The organism is Actinoallomurus sp. NPDC050550 (genome assembly GCF_040655075.1).
Lineage (GTDB): Bacteria > Actinomycetota > Actinomycetes > Streptosporangiales > Streptosporangiaceae > Actinoallomurus.
In genome coordinates this window covers 226,789-241,716 of sequence record NZ_JBFAJC010000007.1, presented here as the reverse complement: position 1 = coordinate 241,716, position 14,928 = coordinate 226,789, and the positions used below count along the sequence as shown (strand labels likewise).

At 71.6% G+C, this 14,928-nt stretch carries 15 protein-coding genes; 6 read left to right on the top strand and 9 right to left on the bottom strand.

Annotated elements, in window-relative coordinates; translation table 11 throughout:
* Positions 1 to 7: 7 nt before the first annotated feature.
* A complete protein-coding gene (locus tag AB0I04_RS13125; protein WP_360883042.1) occupies positions 8 to 907 on the top strand; it encodes a PAC2 family protein in 900 nt (299 codons plus the stop codon).
* A 54-nt stretch (positions 908 to 961) separates the two neighbouring features.
* On the opposite strand, the gene AB0I04_RS13120 is transcribed toward AB0I04_RS13125, so the two are convergent.
* Positions 962 to 1,426 carry a hypothetical protein gene (locus tag AB0I04_RS13120; protein ID WP_360883040.1) on the bottom strand — a complete coding sequence of 155 codons (465 nt, stop codon included), beginning with the start codon at positions 1,424 to 1,426 and terminating at the stop codon, positions 962 to 964.
* 244 nt (positions 1,427 to 1,670) lie between these two features.
* On the opposite strand from AB0I04_RS13120, the gene AB0I04_RS13115 reads away from it, so the two are divergent.
* Positions 1,671 to 1,943, top strand: a complete 273-nt coding sequence (locus AB0I04_RS13115) for a GlsB/YeaQ/YmgE family stress response membrane protein (protein ID WP_360883038.1) — start codon at positions 1,671 to 1,673, stop codon at positions 1,941 to 1,943.
* A 125-nt stretch (positions 1,944 to 2,068) separates the two neighbouring features.
* Here the strand turns inward: AB0I04_RS13115 and AB0I04_RS13110 are convergent, their stop codons facing one another.
* The 4 genes from AB0I04_RS13110 to recQ form a co-directional block, all read right to left on the bottom strand.
* Positions 2,069 to 2,668, bottom strand: a complete 600-nt coding sequence (locus AB0I04_RS13110) for a TetR/AcrR family transcriptional regulator (RefSeq protein ID WP_360883036.1) — start codon at positions 2,666 to 2,668, stop codon at positions 2,069 to 2,071.
* Positions 2,669 to 2,675: 7 nt separating this feature from the next.
* On the bottom strand, positions 2,676 to 4,823 hold the full coding sequence (locus AB0I04_RS13105; RefSeq protein ID WP_360883034.1) for a YhgE/Pip domain-containing protein: 2,148 nt from the start codon (positions 4,821 to 4,823) through the stop codon (positions 2,676 to 2,678).
* A complete protein-coding gene (locus AB0I04_RS13100; RefSeq protein WP_360883032.1) occupies positions 4,820 to 5,446 on the bottom strand; it encodes an ATP-binding cassette domain-containing protein in 627 nt (208 codons plus the stop codon). The genes AB0I04_RS13105 and AB0I04_RS13100 overlap by 4 nt, the downstream gene beginning before the upstream one ends.
* A gap of 488 nt (positions 5,447 to 5,934) precedes the next feature.
* A complete protein-coding gene (gene recQ, locus AB0I04_RS13095; RefSeq protein WP_360883030.1) occupies positions 5,935 to 7,782 on the bottom strand; it encodes a DNA helicase RecQ in 1,848 nt (615 codons plus the stop codon).
* An 82-nt stretch (positions 7,783 to 7,864) separates the two neighbouring features.
* Between recQ and AB0I04_RS13090 the strand changes: the two genes are divergently transcribed.
* Entirely contained in the window at positions 7,865 to 8,251 is a 387-nt protein-coding gene (locus AB0I04_RS13090; protein ID WP_360883027.1) for a hypothetical protein, read from the top strand.
* Here AB0I04_RS13090 and AB0I04_RS13085 read toward each other — a convergent pair.
* From AB0I04_RS13085 to AB0I04_RS13075, 3 genes are all read right to left on the bottom strand, one after another.
* Positions 8,248 to 9,303 (bottom strand): nitronate monooxygenase, encoded by a 1,056-nt coding sequence (locus AB0I04_RS13085; RefSeq protein ID WP_360883024.1) that lies wholly within the window; start codon positions 9,301 to 9,303, stop codon positions 8,248 to 8,250. The two genes, AB0I04_RS13090 and AB0I04_RS13085, sit on opposite strands and share 4 nt — an antisense overlap.
* A gap of 184 nt (positions 9,304 to 9,487) precedes the next feature.
* Complete coding sequence (locus AB0I04_RS13080) at positions 9,488 to 10,009, bottom strand: hypothetical protein (protein WP_360883021.1); 522 nt, start codon at positions 10,007 to 10,009, stop codon at positions 9,488 to 9,490.
* 238 nt (positions 10,010 to 10,247) lie between these two features.
* A complete protein-coding gene (locus AB0I04_RS13075) occupies positions 10,248 to 10,460 on the bottom strand; it encodes a hypothetical protein (protein ID WP_360883018.1) in 213 nt (70 codons plus the stop codon).
* Positions 10,461 to 11,155: 695 nt separating this feature from the next.
* On the opposite strand from AB0I04_RS13075, the gene AB0I04_RS13070 reads away from it, so the two are divergent.
* Both AB0I04_RS13070 and AB0I04_RS13065 read left to right on the top strand, forming a co-directional pair.
* Positions 11,156 to 12,022, top strand: coding sequence for a universal stress protein (locus tag AB0I04_RS13070; RefSeq protein ID WP_360883015.1), 867 nt, complete (start codon positions 11,156 to 11,158; stop codon positions 12,020 to 12,022).
* 31 nt (positions 12,023 to 12,053) lie between these two features.
* Positions 12,054 to 13,049 (top strand): hypothetical protein, encoded by a 996-nt coding sequence (locus AB0I04_RS13065; protein WP_360883012.1) that lies wholly within the window; start codon positions 12,054 to 12,056, stop codon positions 13,047 to 13,049.
* A gap of 148 nt (positions 13,050 to 13,197) precedes the next feature.
* Here the strand turns inward: AB0I04_RS13065 and AB0I04_RS13060 are convergent, their stop codons facing one another.
* A complete protein-coding gene (locus AB0I04_RS13060; RefSeq protein ID WP_360883009.1) occupies positions 13,198 to 13,785 on the bottom strand; it encodes a hypothetical protein in 588 nt (195 codons plus the stop codon).
* 273 nt (positions 13,786 to 14,058) lie between these two features.
* On the opposite strand from AB0I04_RS13060, the gene AB0I04_RS13055 reads away from it, so the two are divergent.
* Positions 14,059 to 14,925, top strand: coding sequence for a universal stress protein (locus tag AB0I04_RS13055; RefSeq protein ID WP_360883007.1), 867 nt, complete (start codon positions 14,059 to 14,061; stop codon positions 14,923 to 14,925).
* Positions 14,926 to 14,928: the final 3 nt, after the last annotated feature.

Below are 14,928 nucleotides of genomic sequence, written 5' to 3'. Positions count from 1 at the left end.
GGGCTTTGTGGCCGATCAGAGTGAGCTTTACACGCTGGCCGAGGAGATTCCCGAGCTGGACCGGCCGGTGCTCGTGTACCACCTGGACGGTTTCATGGACGCCGGGCGTGCCGGGCGGCTGGCCACCGAGCACCTGAGGACGCTCGGCGCGCAGCGGATCGCGACCTTCGACGTCGACTCGCTGATCGACTACCGGTCCCGGCGACCGCCGATGATCTTCGACACGGACCGCTGGGTCGACTACGAGGCTCCCGAGTTGGCCGTGTACGCGTGTGAGGACGCCGTCGGGGTGCCGTTCCTGGTGATGACCGGACCGGAGCCGGACCGGGCGTGGGAGCGGTTCGCCGCAGCGGTGATCTCGCTCGGGGAGCGGCTCGACGTCCAGCTGGCGATCGGCGTGCACGGCATTCCCATGGCGGTGCCGCACACGCGGGAGACCGGCCTGACGCCGCACGGCAACCAGCCCGACCTGCTGGGGGAGCACCCGGCGTGGATCAACCGGGCCGAGGTGCCCGGGAGCGCGGCCGGGTTGATCGAGTACCGCATGGCGGAGGCCGGGCACGACTCGATCGGGTTCGCGGTGCACGTGCCGCACTACCTCGCCCAGGCGGCGTACCCGACGGCCGCGATCGCGCTGCTGAACGGCATCAACTCCGCCACCGGGCTGATGTTCCCCACCGCGGACCTCGATGAGGCCGCGGCGGAGGCACGTAAGCAGATCGACGGAGAGGTCGCCGCCTCCGAGGACGTCGCGGAGGCGGTGCGCAACCTCGAGGTGCAGTACGACGAGATCATGGAGGCGGGCCGGAACAGCCTGCCGCTGGCCGGATCACCGGCCCGGATGCCGGACGGCGAGGAGATCGCCGCGGAGTTCGAGCGGTTCCTCGCCGAACAGAACGATCAGTAGGCCCGGCTGATCCGGCGCAGTGTCCTTCGGGGGCCGCTGCGCCGGATCGTCGATTCAGGGGATACGGGCGGGGTCGGCCACGGTCGGCGTGCCGCCCTCTTTGTGCGCGCGGCGAGCGTCCTCGATGAACTCCCGCGAGAACATGGCGGACAGCACCGCCACGCCGGCGCGGTTCACGCGGATCTCACCGTGCCGGATCCGCCCGCTGAGGTGAATGCGGCGGCCCGGCGTCTCGACGGCCGCCCCCTCCGCGTCCTTGACCTTGCCGCGGCCGAGCCACTCCAGGTCCCAGTGGTCGATGACGGCGTCGTCGGGGACGAGCAGCTTGACCATCGCGTGGTCGAGGTCGACGCGCACCTCGATGTCGCCGTCCAGGATGTGGGGCGAGCGCAGGTCCAGGACGACGCTGCCGCGGCGGGCGCGGACCTCGAAGTCGCGGCTGGTCGTCCAGTGGCCGAGGTGCTTGACGGAGTCGTAGTGGGCGTGGACGCGGACGGTGTCGGTGCTGGTGGCGTTCATCGCGGTTTTTCCTCCTCGGAAATCGGGCAACGCCGGGGTTGCTGTGCTCTCTGTTTGAGAGCCTCTCGATATGAGAGATAATACGGCATGTGGAGGCCCTGTCAACAGGTGTCCCTGCCGGGAAGTCGTCCGGTCAGGCCTTTACCACGGATGACGCCGAATACGGAAGAGGTCGTGCATACCCGGCCCGATCGGGGGAACCATCCGGCCACCTGGAGCCCAGAGTGAAAAGGAAGCCCTGGATATGCACGTCACTGGGATCATCACCGCCATCATCATCGGCCTGATCATCGGTGCGCTCGGTCGGCTGGTCGTTCCCGGCCGTCAGCACATTCCGATCTGGCTCACGATCATCATTGGCGTCGTCGCGGCGCTGATCGGTACCGCCATCGCCGGTGGTCTCGGCGTCGCCGACACCAAGGGTGTCGACTGGATCGAGTTGATCATTCAGATCGGCCTGGCCGCCATCGGGGTGGCTCTCGCCGCGGGCATGTACGGCCGCCGAGGGGTGCGCTGACCACGGACCTTCCCGCCGCGGGCCGGCCGACGTCACGTCGGCCGGCCCGCGGCGTTCATGCGCGGCGTTCTGCGGCGGTCCGAGCACCGGGCCTGCGAGGTCCTGCGATGGCTACGCGGCGGGTCCTACGGCGTCTGTGTGGCCGGTCCCGCGATGCGGCCGCGGAGCAGGTCGACGAGCGTCGCGTGTACGTCGGTGAGCGGGCGCGCGGGCTGCAGCGTGCGCCAGTCGAGTGCGACCGTCAGCACCATGCCGAAGACCGCCGACGCCGCCATGCCGACGTCCAGGTCGGCGCGGAGATCCCCGTGGGCGACGGCGGCGCGCAGCACGTCGGCGATCACCCCGACCGCGCGCTCCCGGATCAGCCGCGCCGTCGCCTGCCAGTCGCCGCCCGCCCGCCAGGTCTCCGCCAGCAGGATCCGGGCGAACGCCTCGTACTCGCCGATGAAGGCGAGTTCCGCGCCGACCACGGAGTCGAGCGCCTCCAGCGGAGGGCGGCCCTCGGCGGCGGCGCGCAGCGTCTCGGCGAGCCGCTCGATGCCGTACTCCAGCAGCTCGCCGAAGAGCGCGGCCTTGCCGGCGAAGTTGTAGTAGACGGTCCCCTTGGCGACTCCGGCCCGCTCGGCGATCTGGTCGACGGTCGTGGCGGAGTAGCCGTGCTCGGCGATCAACTCGACGGCGGCGTCGTACAGGCGTTGCCGCGTGCGTTCCCGTCGGGTGGGCATGGTCTCCCTACAACTTGAGCACTGGGTGCAGGCGCTTGAGCGTCCACACGCGTTCGTGGCGAACGGTGAACATGGTCAGTGCCAGGCCGCCCACGAGGTAGGCCAGCAGCACCGCACAACACTCCCATACGGAGGTCAGCGGCCCGCCGCTGATCAGATGGCGGAGCGCGGTGACCACCCAGCCCATGGGCAGGATGGGGTGCAGGACCTGGAAGAACCTCGGGCTGGTCTGGATCGGGTACGTCCCGGCCGACGAGGTTAGCTGGAGCATCAGCAGCACCAGCGCGATCACCCGTCCGACCGGCCCGAACTTGCCGTACACGAGCTGCACCACGGCCATGAACGAGGCGGCGGTGAGGATCAGGAGGCCGATCATCCCGACCCAGCGCACGGCCGTCAGCCCGAGGGCGAACTTCAGCACGAGCAGCAGCACCGCGACCTGGGCCACGCCGACCATGACGGCCGGGAACCAGCCGGCGAACGCCACCCGCCACGTCGGCGCCGCCGCTGCCAGCGCTCGGGGGTTCAGCGGGCGCAGGACCATGTAGACGAACATCGCGCCGACCCACAGGGCGAGGGGCACGAAGAACGGCGCGAAGCCGGTGCCGTAGTCGGGGGCGGGGTTGGACTTCGCCGTCGCCAGGCGTACGGGGTCGCTCATCACACCGGAGCGCTGGTTCCGCTGGTCCTTGGTGTAGTCGGGGACCTGCCCGGCCCCTTGGTTCAGGCCGTTGGCCAGCCGGTGGGCGCCGCTGGACGCCTGGCTCAGCCCGGACTCCAGCTGCTGGGCGCCGGTGTAGAGCCGGCCGAGCCCGGAGTCCAGCTGCGCCGCTCCGGACTGCAGCTTCCCGAGGCCCTGCGACAGCTTGACCTCTCCGGCGTAGGCGGTGCCGATGCCCTGGTGCAGGGTGACCAGGCCGGCGGCGACCTGGTGCGCGCCGTTGTTCAGGCGGTGGATCTCCTGCCGTGCCTGCTCGACCTTGCCGGCCAGGTGCGGCGCCTCCGCGGCGAGCTTGCGGGCGTCGCCGGCCAGCCGCCGGGCCTGGGCGGCGACCCGGCGCAGCTCTCCGGTGTGCGCCCGCACCTGGGCGTTGACCTCCTTGGCGGTGGTGAGCACCGTCGTGGCCGCCGAGCAGGCGGGCGCCGCCTCCGGATGCGTCTCGGCGAGCGCGCAGATCGTCTTACGGGCGGCCGCGGCCTGGCGTACGGCCTGCGCGGTCTGATCGGGAAGGGCGTCGAGGGCGGTTGCCGCGGCGTCCGCGCCCTGGGCCACGAGCAGGGCGGCTTTCCTGATGTCGCCGGGGTGCTCCCGCAACACGGGCAGGAGCTTGTCCGTGACCTGGTCGAACGTCGTGGTGAGCCGCTGGGTTCCGGCGGCCACCTGCGCGCTGCCCGACTGCAGCTTCGCCGCGCCGGAGTCCAGCTTGGAGAGGCCGGCCACCAGCTGGTCGGCGCCGCTCTTCGCGGTGGCGAGCCCGCTCGTCAGCCGGCCGGCGCCGTCCTTGGCCGTCCCGATGCCCTTCCGCAGCTGCGCGGCTCCGCTCTCGGCCTTGTCGATGCCCTGGGCCAGTTTGTCGGCGCCCTCCGCGGCCTGCTGGAGCTTGTCGTGCAACTGCCCGAACGAGACGAAGATCTGGTCGAAGTACCCGTGGACGGCGCTGGACGCGGCGGCCGCCTTGATCTCGTTGAAGGCGGCGTTCGCGATCGTGCTGGCGATGTAGCTGTTGGCGTCGTTGAGGTGCACCTGCAGGGCGGCCGGCTGCGGCGCGTTCTGCTGGTCCTGCGGGGAGGCGATGCCCGAGCTGAAGCCGGCCGGGATCGTGAGCGACATGTAGTAGCGGCCGTTCGCCACGCCGTCGGCGGCCGTACGGTCGTCGACCTGGTGCCAGTCGAAGACCTTGCGGCGCTCGAGCTCGTGGGCCAGCTCCTGCCCGGCGTTCACGGTCTTCCCGCCGACGGCGGCGGGTCTGTCGTCCACCACCAGGGCGACGGGAAGCCGCGAGATCTTGCCGTACGGGTCCCAGAACGACCACAGGTACAGCCCGGCGTACAGCAGGGGCAGCATCACCAGCGCGATGACCGCGAGCCGGGTGAGCTTGGCCCGGGCGAAGCGTCGCAGCTCCAGCCCGGACAGGGACACGGAGGGGAACCTCACAGCACGACCTCCAGGTCGGCGAGGTCGGAGGCGGGGGTGGCGTCGACACAGCTCGCGACGATGGTCACACCCGCCCGCGCCGTGAGGGCGCGCAGGGACTCCCACATCTCGCGCTGGTGGTCGCCGCGCATCCCGCGGTCGATGTCGTCGAGGACGAGGAGCCGGGGCCGGCCCATGAGGGCGAGCGCCGCCCCGAGCAGCTGCCGGTCGCGCGGGCCGAGATCCCCGGTCGGCGTGCCGGGATCGAGCGCGAGTCCCACCGGGGCGAGCGCGGCGGCGACCTCCTCGTCCCGCCTGGCCGGTCGGCGGGGGAGGAACCCGGCGCGCAGGTGCCTGCGCTCGAAGACGTGCTCGGCGACGGTGAGCGCGTCGTCGAGGTCGTTGACGCCTCCGGTCTCGCCGAGCGCCGCGACACGCTGGATCGCGGTCGGCGTCGCCTTCCCGGCGACCGTGATCTCCCCGGAGCCGGGACGCATCCGGCCCGCCAGAGTGAGCAGCAGGCAGGTGCGGCCGGTGCCGGCTTCGCCGGAGACCACCGCGAGCCCGCCCTCGGCCAGGGACAGGTCGACGTCGCGGTACACCCAGCCCCGCGGACCCTTCAGCGACAGCCCCCGAGCGGTCACGAGAGGCGCGGGGGATCGTTGCTCGGCGGACTCCGGTGAGCCTGAATTCAGCGGCTCCGTCGCGGTCTCTTCGGGGTGAGCGTTGCCTGTCACGGTCGTCCCTGGTCGTTTTTGTACTGACTGGTCAGTTCAAAAATACTCCGGACCGATGGAAGCCCAAGCGAGATCTGTGGTGATATGACTCACCCGTGGGGCGTCGTCTGCCCTCCGAGCCGGGCGCGAACCGGCGCCCCGGCCACCGACGCCGCGCTCAGCACGTGTTCGCGGCCGTCGGCACGTGCGCGCCCGCACCGCCGACGAAGTCGGCGATGAACGTCTCACATGGGCCGAACACCTCTGCGCCACGATGGGCTGGCCCTGACCGATCCGCCGGTGCGCCGGTGGTGCGTCGGGGCGCGGGAGTCCACGTCGAGGACACGCCGTTCGGACCTACCCGGCGCTCCTCCCCACCGGCCCGTCCTACGGCCTGAACGCCCAGGCGGCGCCGGTCAGTCAGGCGGCGGTGCGGCCAGGGTGTCGAGGATCTGCTGGCCGTACTTGGCGAGCTTGCTCTCGCCGACACCGCTGATGGAGGAGAGCTCGGCGAGGGACGCCGGAGAGCGGGTGGCGATCTCGCGGAGCGTCGCGTCGTGGAAGATGACGTACGCGGGGACGCCCTGCTCCTTGGCGGTGGCCGCGCGCCAGGCGCGCAGGCGCTCGAAGACGGGAAGGGCCTCCTCCGGCAGCTCGGCGGTGGCCGCGCGAGCCTTGGCGGCCTTGGCCGCCTTGGGCGCCGTACGCGCGGGGTCGCGTCGCATGCGGACCTGCCGCTCGCCGCGCAGCACGTCCGCGCTGGTGTCGGTGAGCACGAGCGTCCCGTATTCGCCCTCGACGGCCAGCAGGCCATGGGCCAGGAGCTGGCGGACGACGCCGCGCCACTCCACGTCGCTCAGCTCGGTGCCGATCCCGAACACCGTCAGGGTGTCGTGGTCGTGCTGGATGATCTTCGGGGTCTTCTTGCCGAGCAGGATGTCGACGATGTGGCCCGCGCCGAACTTCTGACGCCGCTCGCGCAGCAGCCGCACGACCGTCGACAGGACCTTCTGCGCGGCGACCGTGCCGTCCCACGACTCCGCCGGTGACAGGCAGGTGTCGCAGTTGCCGCACGCGGTGCCCTCCTGGCCGAAGTAGCCGAGGATCTGGACGCGACGGCACTCCACGGTCTCGCACAGCGCGAGCATCGCCTCGAGGTGCGCCGCGAGCCGGCGCCGGTGCGTGGCATCGCCCTCTGAACCGTCGATGAGCTTCCGCTGCTGGACGACGTCCTGCAGGCCGTACGCGAGCCAGGCGGTGGACGGCAGGCCGTCGCGCCCGGCGCGGCCGGTCTCCTGGTAGTAACCCTCGACGGACTTGGGCAGGTCGAGGTGGGCGACGAAGCGCACGTCGGGCTTGTCGATGCCCATGCCGAACGCGATGGTGGCGACCATCACCACGCCGTCCTCCCGCAGGAACCGCGATTGGTTCGCCGCGCGGGTGGCCGGGTCGAGCCCCGCGTGATACGGCAGCGCCGTGACGTCGTTCTCCACGAGGAAGGCGGCGATCTTCTCCACCGAGGCGCGGGACAGGCAGTAGACGATGCCGGCGTCGCCGGGGTGCTCGGTGCGCAGCAGGTCCAGCAGTTGCCGCTTGGGCTCCTTCTTCGGCGCGATGCGGTACTGGATGTTGGGCCGGTCGAAGCTCGCGACGAAGTGACGGGCGTCCTCGAGACGCAGCCGGGCCGCGATCTCCTGGTGCGTCGCCGGGGTGGCGGTGGCGGTCAGCGCGATCCGGGGCACGTCGGGGCGGCGCTCGTGAAGCACCGACAGCGCCAGGTAGTCCGGCCGGAAGTCGTGCCCCCACTGCGCCACGCAGTGCGCCTCGTCGATGGCGAACACCGAGACGTCGGCGCCGTCGATCAGCCGCAGCGTCGACTCCATGCTCAGCCGCTCCGGCGCGAGATAGAGCAGGTCCAGCTCGCCCGCCGAGAACGCCGCCTCCACCGCGCGCCGCTCGTCCGGGTCCTGGGTGGAGTTGAGGAACCAGGCGCGCACGCCGAGGGCCCGCAACGCGTCGACCTGGTCCTGCATCAGCGCGATGAGCGGTGAGACCACGACACCGACGCCCTTCCGGACGAGCGCCGGGATCTGGTAGCACAGCGACTTCCCGCCGCCGGTCGGCATGAGCACGAGCGCGTCGCCACCGGCGATGACATGCTCGATGATGTCCTGCTGGCCCTCCCGGAACTCCTCGTAGCCGAAGACACGCCGCAGGACCTCGGAAGCCTCGCTCATCGGGAAGTCGTCTTGGGGGGAAGCCATTTCGCCACCCTATGAGGAACCACACCCTCCCGGGCTCGGAAACTCGCGGGCTGTGGACGACCCCAGGTGGAATGATCTCCCCATGGACGTTCCCGAGCTGGTGGAGACGTGGCGGCGCATCATCATCGGTGACCACAAGTCGTGGGTGCTGTTCGCCAACGGGACCTGCGTGATCCTCATGGAGCCCGCCGCGGATCTCGCCGCCCAGGCCACGGAGATCCTGCGGGAGTACGGCCCCGTGCACGCGGGGACCTCGGCCGGTGACTTCGGGACCATCACCCTCGACCCGGGGCCGGGCTGGGTGGTGTACGGCCACCACAACGACGTGCTGACCTATGTCGCGCCCGACGAGCTGTCCGGCGACGGCGAGCCGTCCGACCTGAACGTCGGGCTGCACGGGCGCGCCAAGCGCGACCAGGACGGGCAAGAGCTGCGCGTCGTCCACGTCGAGGACCGGCGCGCCGCCTAAGGCCGGCGCAGGCGTGCCGACGCGGATGTCAGCGCCGTGTCGGTCTCCTTGGCGAGGATGCCGACGAGCTCGCCTGCGGGCACGTCCCGGGCGAGCGTGTACGCCTGGCCGGCCCAGAGGTTCACCAGGTCGGCGTCCCCGGCGGCGCGCGCGGCCTGCCGCAGCGGTGCGGTGACGTGGTGGATCTCCGGGTAGGCGACCGGTGCCTCGTCGCTGTGCTCGTCGAGGAAGCGGTTAAGGACGCCGCGTGCGAGGCGGCCGGTGAACGCGCGCGTCATCGCGGTCGGGACGGAAGAGGCCAGGGCCTGCCGGTGCACCGGAGCGGTGCCGGCCTCCGGACAGCGGAGGAACGCGGTGCCGAGCTGCGCCGCCGATGCCCCGGCCGCCAGCGCCGCCGCGACGCCGGATCCGGTGGCGATGCCCCCGGCGGCCACCAGCGGAACGGCGACCGCGTGCCGGACGAGCTGCAGCAGGGACAGCAGGCCGATCCCGTCGGCGCGGTCGTCGGGGTCGTCGACGAAGGCGGACCGGTGCCCCCCGGCCTCGGCGCCTTGGACGACGAGCGCGTCGGCGCCCGCTCCGACCGCCTGGACGGCCTCGTCCTCCCGGGTGACCGTCACCCATACCTCGCTGCCGACTCCGTGGAGCCGCTCGATCACGTCGGGGGCGGGGCAGCCGAAGGTGAACGAGACGACGGTGACGGGGGTCTCCGTCAGGAGGTCGAGCTTGGGCCGCCAGTCGTCGTCCTCGAAGCGGGGCTCGCCGAGCGCCGCGCCGACGCGTGCCGCCTCGTCGGCGAGCCCGGCGGAGTACCGCGCGACGGTCTCGGCCGCCGTCGGACGGCCGGGGACGAAGAGGTTGACGCCGATGGACCGCTGCGTCAGCGCGCGCGTCTCGTCGAGGCGGGCCCGCAGGGTGTCGGCGGTGAGATAGCCGGCGGCGAGGAAGCCGAGCCCGCCCGCCTCACTGACCGCCGCGGTGAGCCGCGGGGTGGACGGGCCGCCGGCCAGCGGCGCCAGCACGATCGGCACGGGCAGTTCGTCGAGGATCATCCGTCCTCCGTTCGGCCAGGTCCGTGGGTTCGGTCAACGAACCATCGTACGGGACCGGTCTCGGCGGCGAATATCCGACCGTCGTACGGGTATCGGTGCGCACGTCTCCCGTCCGCTCGCCCCAGGGACCCGAGGGATGACCGGGGCGGCCCCGCGTCAATGATCGCGAGGCCGCCGGGCCGGGTCAGTTCACCGTGAGCGTCTCGGCGACGGGAATCGGGCTGTTCGGGGTGCACGTGGCCGTGATGTTGCCGACGAGCACGACGTTCGCGTTGATCGAGACGTTGCCGCCCGAGATCTGGTCGGTTCCCGCCGCGGTCGGGGTCCAGTTACCCGCGACGTCGGCGGCGACGGGCTGGTTCGCGGGGATCGAGCCGCCGGATCCGGTGGCCTGGAAGGACGCGGTCTGCGCCCCGCTCACGTTGGCGGTCAGGGTGGCGCTCCAGGAGTTGATCGCCAGGGGCGACGACAGGCTCGTCGCGATGTGGGCCGTGAAGTGGGTCGAGCTGCCGACCGTCGTCGGGTTGGGCGACGCGGTGGCGGTCCCGTTGACGGTGATGGTCTGGTTCCCGAGGGGTGAGTTGCAGGTGTACGAGGCGGTGAAGGTGGACGCGCTCGCCGGTGCCTGTGCCGCGACGACTCCGAGGCCGCCGAGCGTGATGACCGCGGCGGTGGTGGCCGCGCGCCGTCCCAGGGACTTGCTCATGGGGGACTCCTTCCGGCCCGGGAGATGCGGGGGAGGTCTGACCCGGGCCTCTTACTTATCTGTAACAAGCCCGTAATTTTCGTCAACTTACTTGTGAGTAAGTTTCATGTTCTGTGTACAAAAGTGAGCGTGAAGGGACCCCGCACCATCACATCGGTGCGGGGCCCTTCGCCGATGGCGCCCGGCCGCATCGCGCGGTTCGCGGGCGCGCTCACGGTCCTCTAGTCGCTGTCCGGACTCAGCACCAGCAGTCGTCCCAGCAGTCGTCCCAGCCGCCCCACCAGCCACCGCAGCCGCCCCACGAGCCGCAGGTGGCGAGTGTGGCCGTGTGCTGAGGGGTGCTGCTCACCGTCTGGGCGCCGGCCGGTGCCGCGGCACCCATCGTCAGCGCGGTCGCTCCCGCAAAGGCCAGGCCGGAGATGGCGAGTGCCATCCGCTTCGGAATCATCATCTGAAGCAACCTCCATGGGTCGGCTTGTGGCGTGCCGTGATCGACCACGCCAGGCAATTGGACTATTCGGGTCCGATCGCCACAAACAACACCACATGGTCAGTCGGCGAGAATCAACAGCATCAGCCTAGATATGGTGATAATTGACTCTCATTCGCCATAGCTCATGTCTTGACTTTAATGCACAGATATGGCCACTTTGTTCCCGGGGGTTCCGGGTCTCCGTGCGAGGTCGTACGGGGTGCGACCAGCGGGGTCGGGGATCGTTGGCGGTCCGCGCCGCTGCGGCCCAAGGCCCAGGGATGTCGGACGCGTCAATGCGCGATGCGTCGCGGAGTCGAGGTCGGGCGCCGACGGATATCGTCCGCTGCTCGTTCTCGGGGATTCGCTCGCTTCCGCAGCCCATTCATCAATGGCGTATCGGCGATTAATCGGCCCGCAAGGGGCGGGGAAGCGTTTTGACGGTCTGCACAATGGAATCCTCATGCGCGGGGTTTCGGCCGGCCATGGAAGGCCAACGGAGTTCCCGCCAGGTCACGATGCGGGGCGGCCCGTCGCCGCGATCGGCATCCGGGACGAACGTGGGGATTTCAAGGACCTTTCGCCCCTAGGGAGCCCCCCTCCGCACGGCTGTGCTGAAGGTGGGACGCCGGGCGGGCCGTCGTCCGCCTCGGTGCCCGGAGGAGACGGTGATCATGAACGTGGTGCTCGTGGGAACGGACGGATCGGACAGTGCCACGTCCGCCGTGGCCTGGGCGGCCGAGGAGGCGAGCCGGCGCGGCCTGCCGCTGCGGGTCCTGCACGCCGTCGCGCCCTGGCTGTACGACACACCGGTCGATCCCCGCTTCGCCACCGTACGGACGTGGCTGCTGTCCACGGGCGGCGAGGTCGTCGACGCGGCCGTGGCGGCCGCGCGGGAGCGTGACCCGGCCGTGGTGGTGGAGGGCGAGCTCGTGCCGGGGCCGGCGGCTCGGGCACTCCTGGGCCGCGCGGACGACGCGGCCATGATCGTGCTCGGCGGCCACGGGACCGGCCCCGCCACGGGCCTCCTCCTGGGGTCCACGACGCTCCAGGTCGTCTCGCACGCAAGGGTTCCGGCCATCGTGGTCCGGGGACTGGAACCGGAGGTACGGCGCGAAGTGGCGGTCGGGGTGGACACCGTGACGGCGGGGGAACCCTCGATCGGCTTCGCGTTCGAGGAGGCGACGCTGCGGGGAGCGCGGCTGCGGGTGGTGCACGTGTGGTCGCACCCGGCGTCGACCGGACCTGGGGACATGCAGCCTCTGGTGTACGACCCGCAGGTCGTCGCCGGGGAGGAACTGCGGAGGCTCGAGGAGTCCCTCGTCGCCTGGCGGGACAAGTTCCCCACCGTCGATGTGGCCTCGGAGGTCGTGCACGGCCGCCCGGCGAGGGTGCTCGCGGGCGCCTCCGCCCAGGCGGATCTGCTGGTGGTCGGGACCCGCGGGCGGGGCGGCTTCGTGGGGCTGCTGCTCGGTTCGGTCTCACACGCGCTGCTGCACCGGGCGCACTGCCCGCTGGCCGTCGTGCCGACCGCGCCCTGAGATCCAAGGGGTGGTGACCACAGGAGGAGACATGACCGAATCCCCGGACACCTCGGAGCGCGGCGAACTCCTGCAGCAGCTCGTCGAGGCCGCGGTGTGGGCTCCCTCGGCGCACGACACCCGGCCCTGGTGGTTCGACACCCACGGCGAGACGGTGACGCTGCACGCCGACACCGACCGCCGCCTGAACGTCGTGGATCCGCACGGCAGGGAGATGCTGATCAGCTGCGGCGCCGCGCTGTTCACGCTCCGGCTCGCCGTCCGCCGCCTCGGACGCCGGCCGGAGGTGCGCATGGGGTCCGACCCCGACCGGCCGGGGCTGATCGCCGACGTGAGCCTGGGGCAGCCGCAGCCCGTCTCCGACGACGAGCGACAGATGTGCGAGCAGATCGAACGGCGGCGTACGCACCGTGGCGGCTTCCGGGCCTGCGCGCTGCCGGTCGGGCTCCTGCAGGACCTGCGGGCGCACGCCTGCGCCGAGCACGTCTCGCTGCGCATCGTGGCCGACCCCCGCGTGCGCGTCGCGCTCGCCGCGCTGTCCGATGCCGCCGAGCAGATGCAGCGGATGGACCCGGCGTACGTCGCGGAGGTCGCCCGCTGGGCGCCTCCCCCGGGGAGCGACCGGCAGGACGGAGGGCACGAGGAGGCCCCTCCGCGAGACCCGGACGACACCGGGCCGCACGTCGACGAGCGGGACTTCGCGCGCGGCCAGGGCTGGGGCATGACCGGCGGAGAGCCACGGGAGGCCACCGGGGTCGTCGCCCTGCTGACGACCGCCGGGGACGGCCGTACCGACTGGCTCCGGGCCGGACAGGCCCTCCAGCGGGTACTGCTGCGGGCCGCCGAGGACGACGTGTCGGCCGCGTTCCACACGCAGGTGCTCGAGGTGCCGGAGTTGCGGGAGTTCATCCGGACGCGCTTCTGCGACGCGACGTACCCACAGATGATCATGCGCTTGGGAGCGGCCGACGACGAGTTCGCCGGTGCCCGGCGGCCCGCCGCGGACATCGTGGCGGACGACCTGTGACGGCGCACCACTCCGCCCCTTCGGGCGGGCCGGGCCGCGCGGGGATCTGCTCGGGCGGTCACGTTCGTCTGCGCGGCGACCCGCTCGGGCCATGACATCCGTGCTCACCCGCGCGCGGGCGGCCCGCGGTCGGGCTCTGGCGGGCCGGTCAGGAGCGGCCGGTCCAGCGGGGTGCGGTGGCGGCCCACGCGTCCTCCCACAGCGCCATCCGCCGGCGTTCGAGACGGCGGTTGACGGCGGCGTACACGCCGGCGTGCAGGATCGTCAGCGAGGTGAGAGCCGCGAACACCGCCAGGGTGGTGTCGGTCAGCGTCTGCGCGTGCGTGCGGGGCCGGGCGGTCAGGTGGCCCTTCTGGTTGATCCAGACCTGGCGATGGACGCCGACGCGGTCGTCGCCGGTGGGCACGACCGTACCCGTGTGGACCCCGCCCGTCCGGTCCTGCCAGCGGAGCCGTGTCTCTTGACCGATGCCGTTCCTGGAGGCCGCCGTGCCGGTCGCGGTGACCAGGGCGTCGACCTGGTAGCGGGCCCGAGCCTGATGGTGTTCGGCCCGCAGCCCGGCACCGCCGACGAAGTGGATCATGAGAAGAGCGGCGATGACGCCCGTGACGAGGAACACCGCCGCCAGCACGGCCACGAGCCGCGCATGGACACGGTCGACCGGGCGCCGAAGGGGGTTGCGGTCCGGGCGCAGGTAACGGATGCAGCCCAGCACCTGGATCGTGAGTGCACGCATGGGACACCTCCATCACGGCCCTTCTACCCGCAGGTTAGGCGTCCTTGCATGAAATTGGGGAGGGTCTCTGGTCCTGGCCTGAAGGTCCGAGAGTCCTTCCCCTCCGTGGGCTTTGGCCTCTCCTCCGAGAAGGCCTGGTGCGGTTGGCTTCAAGTAGGCCGGACGAGCCGGCGTCACGCCGGCCCGTGGTACCCGCGCCTGACGGGGGAAGGTCGCCGGGTGGGAGGGAATAGGGGCCCTCACACCCGGCGGCGACAGCGGGAGGAAGATCCGATGAGATCCTTCGACGGCAGTTACGTCCTGGTGGGTTTCGACGGCTCCCCGGGGGCCGAGCGCGCGCTTCGCCGGGCGGTCGAAGAAGCGCGGACACGGAGGCTCTCGCTCACCGTCTGCCACGCCTGGCACTGGCCGTACCCGGTCCCGCCCTCGGGGCCCGAGGCGCTGGAGACGGTGCGGAAGATGGGCAGACACACTCTTGACCACGGCGTGTTCCTGGCCCGCCGGATCTGCCCCGCGCTGACGGTACGCCCGCGTTTCGCGGCCGGCCCCGCCTCGGCGATCCTCATCGAGGAGTCGGAGAACGCCGCTCTCGCGATCGTCGGCTCGCATGGGCGGGGTGGGTTCGCCGGGCTCGACGCGGGCTCGACGGCCCTGCAGCTGGCCGCGTACGGGCACTGCCCGGTGATGGTGATTCGCGGGGATCCGGGGGCGGGCAGCCCGGTCGTCGTGGGCGTGGACGGGTCCACGAGCTCGGAGGCCGCCCTGGCCTTCGCGTACGAGGAGGCGGCGCTGCGCGGCCGGCCCGTACGCGCGGTGTACGCGTGCTGGGAGGCGGAGGCGATCGCCTCCGCCGAGATGGGGATGTTCCGCGATCCCGAACAGCTCCGGATGCTCAGCGCCGCCCGGCTGGAGCGGACGGTGTCGCCGTGGCGGGAGAAGTACCCCTACGTTGAGACCGAGACGCGGCTCGTGATGCGGACTCCGCGGCACGCCCTGCTGGAGGCGGCCTCGGACGCCGGCCTCCTCGTCGTGGGGGATCGCGGGCTCGGCGGGGTCACGGGGCTCCGCCTGGGGTCGGTGAGCCACGCCGTGCTCGACCACGCCCCCTGCTCGGTCGCGATCGTACGGCCGCGCAGATGAGCG